Source organism: Methylovulum psychrotolerans, from assembly GCF_002923755.1.
Classification (GTDB): Bacteria; Pseudomonadota; Gammaproteobacteria; order Methylococcales; family Methylomonadaceae; genus Methylovulum; species Methylovulum psychrotolerans.
This window is the reverse complement of sequence record NZ_PGFZ01000031.1, coordinates 1-9,466: the sequence shown is the minus strand read 5'-3', so window position 1 is coordinate 9,466 and position 9,466 is coordinate 1. Positions and strand designations below refer to the sequence as shown.

The 9,466-nt window shown below is 45.7% G+C and carries 4 protein-coding genes and 1 pseudogene; 4 read left to right on the top strand and 1 reads right to left on the bottom strand.

The features are described 5' to 3' along the window. Window positions 1–682: 682 nt before the first annotated feature. A pseudogene (locus tag AADEFJLK_RS25745) lies at window positions 683–900 on the bottom strand (IS6 family transposase); the annotation flags it as partial. A 115-nt stretch (window positions 901–1,015) separates the two neighbouring features. Here AADEFJLK_RS25745 and AADEFJLK_RS22905 point away from each other — a divergent pair. The 4 genes from AADEFJLK_RS22905 to AADEFJLK_RS22890 all read left to right on the top strand — a co-directional run. Continuing rightward, on the top strand, window positions 1,016–2,296 hold the full coding sequence (locus AADEFJLK_RS22905; RefSeq protein WP_103975935.1) for a hypothetical protein: 1,281 nt from the start codon (window positions 1,016–1,018) through the stop codon (window positions 2,294–2,296). Window positions 2,297–2,299: 3 nt separating this feature from the next. Then, window positions 2,300–3,949: an Hsp70 family protein gene (locus AADEFJLK_RS22900; protein WP_103975934.1), complete on the top strand. Its 1,650-nt coding sequence runs from the start codon at window positions 2,300–2,302 to the stop codon at window positions 3,947–3,949. A gap of 21 nt (window positions 3,950–3,970) precedes the next feature. Then, window positions 3,971–5,542 (top strand): hypothetical protein, encoded by a 1,572-nt coding sequence (locus tag AADEFJLK_RS22895; RefSeq protein WP_103975933.1) that lies wholly within the window; start codon window positions 3,971–3,973, stop codon window positions 5,540–5,542. Continuing rightward, window positions 5,539–9,466: S1 RNA-binding domain-containing protein (locus AADEFJLK_RS22890; RefSeq protein ID WP_146054719.1), on the top strand; the 3,928-nt coding region annotated here is incomplete at its 3' end. The genes AADEFJLK_RS22895 and AADEFJLK_RS22890, both read left to right, overlap by 4 nt.

Here is a 9,466-nt window from a genome sequence, read left to right as displayed (position 1 = left end):
CCAACAGGGCGGCCGCCTCGCGGCTGTGGCGGGAATAGGTGCGGGTGATGGATTTTGGCATGGCGGTTAATTAATCCTTATATGGATCATAATAGGCTATTATGGCCTCTTTATAGGGCAAATTAACATGATTTGCTTGGATAAACAAGGTGGATTTGTAAGGGGTCTTGAAGCCCGGGTAGTTTCTTGGCCTGTTGTCGGGTAATTTCATGGCGAAATGAAGCCAACCAGAATATCGGCAGTCAGCTGTAGGAACGCTACTTTCCACAAGGCGGAAAAGACGTGAAATGCGCACATAATCACCTTCGTTACCCCAACGTCACCCACAAAAATAGATAAAGCATCCCCTGTCATCGGTATGGGTTATGGCGGTTTTTTATCTAATTTAGCGTGATTCTACCTAAAATTGCATATGGCAGAGAATAATAGGATTGGTAATCCGAAAACTATCATATTAATAATCAATGACATGTAAGTTAAAATAGGATATTGTGAAAAAGTCCACTATTTTTTTGGTAATCCTTAATAGTATTTGCGCAAATCTTTTGCTACGCTCTGCTAAAAAATTTATTTTGATTGAATCAAGCGCAAGCAAAGTGAGTTTTTATAATTTCGATTGGCTTATCCGGGTTCTGTCGCAAATATTTACAAGAGCCGAGCCCGGCCTGATTGGCTGGCAAAACTAGCCTGCCAAATTGATAAATTGCTGGTAAGCGGGAAGTGTTTTCCCGACGAGTTGTCCCTTGCGGATCATATGGGTTGTTTCGATCCCATCGAGGATAGCTTGGGCGGAACGGAAAGCTTTGAACCCCGGCATTAGCCCGGTGATCTTTTTGATACCCCCAGAACACAAGTGACCCGATGATCCTGTTCCACCAAGTTATTGAGGTATTTGACTTGGCAAAGTTGACCATCAGGCAAAACAGGCCTGCAAGACCTAGCAATGACATTGGTTTTGACAATCTGCTGACACCGACTTAGAAATATCACATATTATTTAAAGACTTTTTATTTCATGAACCAACAAACATGTGAATCACAATCTATCTCTACGATCGTCTCATTCAATAACTCACTCATACCTCCAGCTTACCGCAAGAACGATCGCATCTTTTTGGAAGTTTATCAGGAGGTCATGTGGAAACTCCTTAAGCACATGATAATCGATGGAATTGAACCACCTACCGAGGTCGCAATAACTAAAAACGAGTTTCGCCTAGTTTTGCATAAGGAACACTGGTGGGGTCTATGGGACGAGCTTGGCTTAGGTGATCAAAAAGAGCTGGTGCTTTTTCGCAATACGCTTCATACCTGGTTATTATCGGAGGGGGTGCCGGAAAGCCCTGTGCATTTGGAGATATTGTCGAGATTGTCGCCACTCACTTTAACTCTTTTTGCCTTCACTACCTCCACGTGCCGTATGTTTGAAGAGATGGATCGTCCAAACTCCTTCTCGTATCGCCCTACCGAACTCACAGAATATTGGTATAAGAAGGCCGGATTAGATCGATTCACTAGTCAACGTTATGAGGAATTTAGTTGGTTTTGGCCGTTCTGTGATTGGGCACGGTTACGCAAGAAAAGCCGTGGAGATTTTTATCGTACTTTTTATTACGCTTTTTTTCTTCCTCTGCGACTCGCAGATATTTTGCCTAGTCGCCGCATTTCTGAAAGGACTAGTCGTCGACATAAGCCAATGGGATGGGATATAGATCCAGCCGCCTATGCTCGAGCGCTATGCGATGACAAAATCCATGAACGTTCAGAGCCGCATTCAGGCAAGACTGAAACCGAGATGGCGGTATTAGATACTTCGGATCGTTATACCGAAACAGCGGCTCGACGCCTAAGCACCATTGTTGACAAACTAGCAGCCGAATTGTCGTCTCAGCTAGAGACAGAATTATTACCACTTATTACCCATACTGCCAATGCACGTAAAGAACTAGATAGCCTGCGTCAAGCCTACGCGAGCGATCGCGGCGGACTAGCGATTGAAGTTCTCGATTTACTCCTTGACCCGATGCTGCGGAATATCCAGAAGAATCCTGCTAGATCCACAAGTTCTTATACAGCTAACGACATTTTTCAGGCGAAATTACAGTCAAAAGAATGGGGTTTGGTGGGAAAGATCGGTTCAGTCTTGGGTGAGACCTATGATAACAACCTGTATGCCCCAGACGAGGCGTTACGTAAGCTTCCCAACCAAAATGGTTCGTTTTATATTACTCGGCCTGGGCTAACAGTCGGTGATGTGTTACTTTTGAAAGGCCACGTCGCGCGGAGTGAAAAATAAGCCATGGCAATGATTGGAATAGATCTTGGTACGACTAACACCTTATGCAGTTATTGGTTGGATTCTGATGATGTACCCAAGCTTATCCCGATCTCCCAATCAACCTTATTAAGTCGTGATAGCCCAATCGAGGCGAAAGCGTTGCTTCCTTCTGTTGTCTACACGCCTAAATCAGGGGTAGCGTTTGTCGGAGAGAAATTTAAGACGATGAGCTGGGGGGCAACACAGAATCAAAGAGACCACTATTTTTCTTCAATGAAAAAATATATGGGGACTTCATATGTTCGTGAGGTGAACGGTGAGCTTTGGTCGCCTGAACGGGTGGCCGCTTGCTTGCTGAAGTATGTCCGTGAGCAGGCGGAGTTCCATCTGCGCGAGCCGATTACGCGCACCATCATCACGATACCGGCCTCTTTCAATACTGAGCAGCGGTCGGCTACGTTACGCGCTGCACAGATCGCATCAATGCCGGGAGTCATTCTGATCGACGAACCTACTGCCGCGCTTTGTTATCAGATGTTGATGGCTCCCTATTTTGATTACAAACATCCAAATGTATTGATGATGTTGGATATTGGCGGCGGCACCTTTGATGTGTCGATCATAAAGGTTCAGCAATTGGACAACGGTAGAGAGCTGTCGATTCTTGGACAATCGCGATACAACGAGATGGCCGGGGACGATTTTGATCTCTATATCGCAGGCTATCTGCTGGCGCGCCTTGAACAGCAAAACTCGGTATCTTTTTCTAGTTTAAAACAGCAAGACCAGCTTGTCCTGGCAGCTTACTTACTTTATTCCAGTGAGGAAGCCAAACGAGCGCTTAGTGATCAGGTTCAAAGACTCAATAACGACATTTTAGCTCGAGATTTTGACAAGACCTTTGTTGCCTTGCCCCCGATCAATATGCCGGAAGTTCTACAACAAACAAAAGAGGATTTAGGGAAGTTTTCGGTTTCAGATTTGATCGTCGCCCTGCATGGCATACTACCGCGCAATAGCACTAATGAGAACAATCCATTAGCCAAACCGATCCTCGAGGCTTTAGATTCGGCACGTGAAGTGTTAGGCGAAGAGTTTGGTTTTCATGATCTCAGTAATATCTTTCTGACAGGAGGTTCCGCGTACTTACCCATCTTACCGCGACAATTCGCGCGTGTCGTTGGGCGTCCGCTAAAGGTAGTATCCAAGCCCATGGAGGCGGTGGCGCTCGGTGCTTCAGTATTTGGCAGGTGGCATAGCCGCTCGACAACAGAACCTGTAGTGTTGCGTCAAAGACTCTTCGAATCTATCTATCTTCAAACTAAAACCGGTTTTGTCGAGCTGTTATCCAAAAATCAAATTATTCCGGTCGAGAACCATCGATGTGTTTTACAAGGACTTAATACCGGAAAACAGGGGCGCAGACGAATGGCAATAAGATTATTCCTAGGACGTTCGCCTACCGACGCTTTGATGAAGCCAATGGATACACGTTACATCGAATTTGATGACTTGCTTCCTGGTAATACCCCGATTGAGATCGATATCTCGGTGAGCATCAATAGGACATTCGAGCTAAAATTTATTGCAGGGGGAAAGACCGCCTCTCTAAGCGTCGATCATGGTCGTCCTAACACCATAACAGATAAGCTTCCACAAGTACTAACCTGATCAAAAGATGGTGAAAAGCTAATGTCATCGGACAAAGAAACTTATCAAAATATTGATGACGTAAGCACTGACGCCATCGAATCGAAACTGCAAGCGATAGCAGAGACTTTACGTCTTCCACAAGCACGGGCGACATCACGTTACGCAAGCTTGGAGCGGCGTCTCGGGGAATTGCTTCTTTCGGAGCAGCGCGAACTCAATCAATATCGAGATGCGTTAAAACGCCTGCGCAGAGAGTTTGGGCGGGTATCTGATGTCGCATGGGCGGAGTTGCTTCAAGAACGCTCAGTACTCCTGCCAGAACAATCGTTAGCATTCAGTTCAGCGGTGAGTTTTTTATGTGAAATCAGTATCACTATCGCGCAAAACCCAAACCAACGTGAGAAATTATTGGAATCATGGAGAAATGATTATAGTTCTCCCTACGTCTTTCGTCGGATTGTCGCACGGCGAATGCTGCAAATGGAACGACCAAACGACAAGGAAATCCGGCAGCTTGCTGTCCGAGGACGCGAAGACGATCTGTACAAGGATATAATCGAGCGATTATTGACTTTTCCCGATGCCTTTGTAGCTTATGTGGAGGAACTTTGTGAGTTCATTGTTAGGATCTGCGAAGAGCGCGATACCGGTGATGGCAAGAGAGGCGATCCACTTGTCCAGTGGTTGAACGGAAAGGCGGGTGAACTAGCTGCCATGATACACAAGGCTCAGCATCATGGAGAACCTGAGCCGTTTTTTATCTTGTACAGATCGTACGAGCAAAATTATTACAATGTTGCGGCTCGCGGTCTCTTGTTGAATTGTATTTGCCACCTAAGAGATCCAGTAGTTCCTATCCTCGGACAGATCTTTCGAAGATCGCCCTCGGAACCTCCGCTACGCGCATTAAGCCAACTGGCTGGCCACTACCGTAGTGGCGCGGCCTTCGACCAACTTCTCGAACTGGCTCGTGACATGGCGCAACCCAATACACTAGCGCTATTGGGCTATGCGATTGAGGACACCTACCAAAAATTGCGAAATGGCAATACTCGTCCTGCGCAGCTTGACCGTGTTCGAACTGAACTCAAGACACTTTTTGCCGGTTATCCGATCTTGGAAAGTATTCAACCTAAACTGGCTAAATTATTGATGGAATCAGCCACCCGTACGCCAGATGAAATGGCTCGCTCTATAGCTGACAACTCAGCGGATCAGATCGAGCGGCAAAATTTTCGTCATTGTTCCCATATAGCCCCCCCTTTGATGAGAATCATCACCAATCATGATGAGCCAGTTGATAAGCGCGTCAATGCAGTCCGCTTTTTACCGAAATTGTTCAATCACCGCACCCGTTTTCAGCAGGCTCGAACACTATTTGAGATCTACAAATCGAGTAGGCAAGAGCCATTAAAATTTCGCGAGGCTCTTTTCGATGCACTTGCTGGGTGTGGTGCAAGCCGGATCGGGCAGGAGCTTAAGACTTATCTCGAGCAACAACGCATTGATGAGCCAGAACTAGAAAACATCATACGCTCTCACTGGAATACCTTGTTCGAAGATGAAATGTATGAACTGCCTGAATTTTTCGAGCCTGATGATCATAGATGAATACTTCGCCTCCCATTTCGACCGATGAACTTGATAAGGCCATTGATGAGAAATTACTTCTCTTGGATCAGAGGCAAGCTCAAGTTGAGCTGGAGGCCGACACTGAATGGACTGGCCCCCTTGAGGTATCTGCCAAGGTCTTAGTTTCGAATCAAGAAGGTGATCGATTCTTTATTGCAGAGACAGAAGATGGAAAACTCATCCATTGTGAGATGGATCTGCCTTTTCCAAGTATGAGTAAAGACGGTCCGGTAATTCTTTATCGACGAGATAACCGCTGGAGCTTGGTTCCTCCTGAAGCTCGATCTAGCATTGGCGATTTGGAATGGTCTGTTGGACAGAAGGGCTGGTTTTTCTGTGATTCGCTTGATTGCGAACGCAAGATCATATATGGGCATTTCGCACCCTCCATCAAAGAAGGTGACGATTGCAACCGTGCCCCGGCTTGGATATCGGCGGATAGCCTTTTTATTCCACTCCCATTGCAGGATGTTAGATTCATTGGGTTGCGCTGCCGTGCCTTTATCGTGCAGGTGGAAGCACACAGAGGCGGCGTACAAGTTGGGCAGTTAAAACCCATTGGCCTATTGGCTAGTTTCCTCAAAACACTGATCAGTTCGCATAGAAAAGTCTGGAACAAGAAAGAAAACTCAAACAGCATGCAAGAAGCTGCTCAAGAAGATGGCGTGTATAAGAGTCCACTTGTGGCTTGTACCGAAAATGACCTCCCCGTCCTTGTCTATGCGTTAGGCAGGATACTGGACAACAAAAGTGTACTGTTATCCTATTCGGATCCGATTCTTCGACCCGATCCAACCGGAGGACGAGGGGTTCTGGTTGCCCTCCATGGTTGCGAGATCAAACTTTACCACCACCAGCTTTATTGGCTAGAGGACGTGCCCGAAGAAAAGATAGAGGTATGCAACTCGTTGGAGCTACATTGTGGGATCTTTGATCGCATAACTTGGCGTTTGCCAATGTTCCATCGACCACGAGACGGTGATGAGGCTAGATGCGTTCAAGACGAGTTTCAATTAGGAGTCCTAGTCTCGACGGAGCGGATAGAGCACCTCGCGATCCAGCCGTGGGGGCATGTTGTGCGTCTCAAGGATGTTTATCTTTCAGGAACCCCTTTGTGGGTGGAGGCGATTGTTCCCTGGCAAGAAACGAGTTGGGGAAATCGCCCGTGGTACAGTAAGGATGATGAAGGGATATTGAAGGTTATCGGCTTTGACCAAGAATCGTCCGCCCCAATTCTGTCGCGTCGCGCAAGCCTACCCGATCCATGGACAATAGATCAAGTCGGCTCCGTGGTTCGTGGAACGACGATGTTGTTGCAATCCCCAGACTTGATTGACAACTTCACATTTCATCAAGCAGAACAACAGGGAATTTTATATTTGGCACCTAATGACGCCCCGGAACTTATTGTCGAATGCTTATGCGAGGGAGCAACATACCGATTGGTTTCACACATGGTGCGTCTGTGTATGCCGGTTCCGGTAAAAATTGAACAGATTATCCCCGAACTCCGCTACATTGCTGGACGCATACCAGATGATTGGCCGAATAGATATCACTGTTTCGCACAAGAAATTGTCGGAAAAAAGGTTTTCGGGACAGTCATGCGTAAAAGAATGAATTATTACCTTATCGATTTGGAGGAAGGGATCATCGGGCTGGCAATCAAGCCTCAGTTATCAGTTAGTAATTTAGACCTTGGTGATGGGCAAAAGATAGAACTGACAGTCGCCGAACTCAAAGATGACCGGATCATAAGATTGGTGGGATTAGCAATCTCACTAGAAATCGGAATGACTGTTCGGAGTGTTGTGAAATCGGTCATGGAGTACGGCGCATTAGTAACAGTTGGAGACATAAAGGGACTCGTACATGTATCAGAATTGTCTTGGAGGAATATCACTGATGCGCGAAAAGTGGTTCAAAATGGGCAAGAACTCGACTTAATCATACTGAGCATAGATCAAGATAAGAATGAAATTGGTTTTGGGCGAAAGCAATTGATCAAAGATCCGTGGAATGATTTAACCGAACGTTATCCAATTGGGTCACGGGTCAAGGGCATCGTTACGAGCATAAAGAATTATGGCTTCTTCGCCATAATTGGCGACTACATGGACGGCGTTGAGGGATTGGTTCACCAAAGCGACATTTACTGGACAAATAAAAAAGTTAATCCAAGAGAAATTGTATGTATTGGTGATGAAATTGAACTTATGATCTTGGCGATAGACGAGCAAAAACGCAGGCTTGCATTTAGTCTAAAGGGCTGCAGTGAAAATCCGTGGATTACCTTCAAAAGTAGCCATCAAGTAGGGGAAAGAGTAACGGGTATCGTCAAAAACATTGAACAGTTCGGTATGTTCGTTACACTTGAAGAGGGCATTGATGGCCTGCTCCACTTTAATCAAATGTTTTTTGAATTGGATGGGAAAGAAGCACAGGAGCGTGCCCAATGTATTTTTTCTACAGGAAACCGAATTGATGTTGTAATCAAGAATATCGAAGTCGACAGTCAGAAGATTGTATTAGGTTATCAGGAACTGTTGCGGAATTGCTTTCATTTCAAGGCGATGTCCTTGGGCGTAGATGCCAACAACGTCTATTTCGAACTGTATCCTGGCTTTTCTGGACATGTCAGTTTATCCTCCTTTGAGGATGAACTTTGTTGCGATTCAAAGGCCGTGAAAAATATCTTTGCAGCAGGCTTCCCCATAGGGGTATCTGTCGAAGAGATATCAGCAGGGGATGGACAAATTGAGCAGATACGGTTCGTAATAACTAAGGCGGCAATGGCGGCACTCGATTGTGATATGGCTATCCAATTGGATGGTGGCATTGAGAGGCTGCTAGAGCTATGTAACTGGAAGTTTGCCGATAAGACCCCGCAAGAGACCTCGTCATATACACTAAAAAACCATGTGACCAAGTCTAGCATCTTGTGTGGGCGTTATAAAATCGGATCCATAGTTCAAGGTCAAGTCACTCACATTGCGGACAATGGTTTTTTTGTAATGATTGATGGCCACATAGAAGGATTGGTTACTAAAGGCTATATTTCATGGAAAAAAAATGGAGTTAACCCTAATGAAATCGTGAATACAGGAGAAACGATTGAATTAAAAGTACTTGGGGTAATTAAGAAAAGTGGCCAGTTGCTATTGAGCCTGAGAGATTGTCAGGACAATCCATGGAAAACCTTTGCAAAAAATAATCCTGTGGGTCAGCAGGTTGCCGGTAACGTCAGTTCCATAACTAATTCTTGTATTATTGTGGCCTTCAACGAAACTGTAGAAGGCATTTTACAAATCGATTGTCTCTTTGATGGGATCAGGGGCAAGGAGGCTGTCGATCGGTTTAGGCAGCTTTATTGCGTAGGCGATCGGATTATTGTGGTAATAGAGCGACTAGACGCAGGCAACCGAACAATCAGCATTGACTATAAACGGATATTTTGTAACGGCACCTACTTTAGAGCTATTGTGTCGAACATAGATGCCCACAGCATCGATTTTGAGCTATCTCCAGACCTTACCGGCCAAGTTGCCAAGGCTTCTTTAAAGTACGAACTCGACTGTGATCCCACGACCATCCAAACACGTTTTTTTGTTGGTGCCCCAATCGGCGTTAGCGTTGAGCAACTTACTATCGAGAACGAAAAACCAATACAAATAAAGTTCGTTGTCACTAAGGTCTCGATGGCGGCACTCGATTGTGATATGGCTATCCAATTGGATGGTGGCGTTGAGAGGCTGCTAGAGCTATGTAACTGGAAGTTTGCCGATGAGACCCCGCAAGAGACCTCGTCATATACACTAAAAAACCATGTGACCAAGTCTAGCATCTTGTGTGGGCGTTATAAAATCGGATCCATAGTTCAAGGTCAAGTCACTCACATTGCGG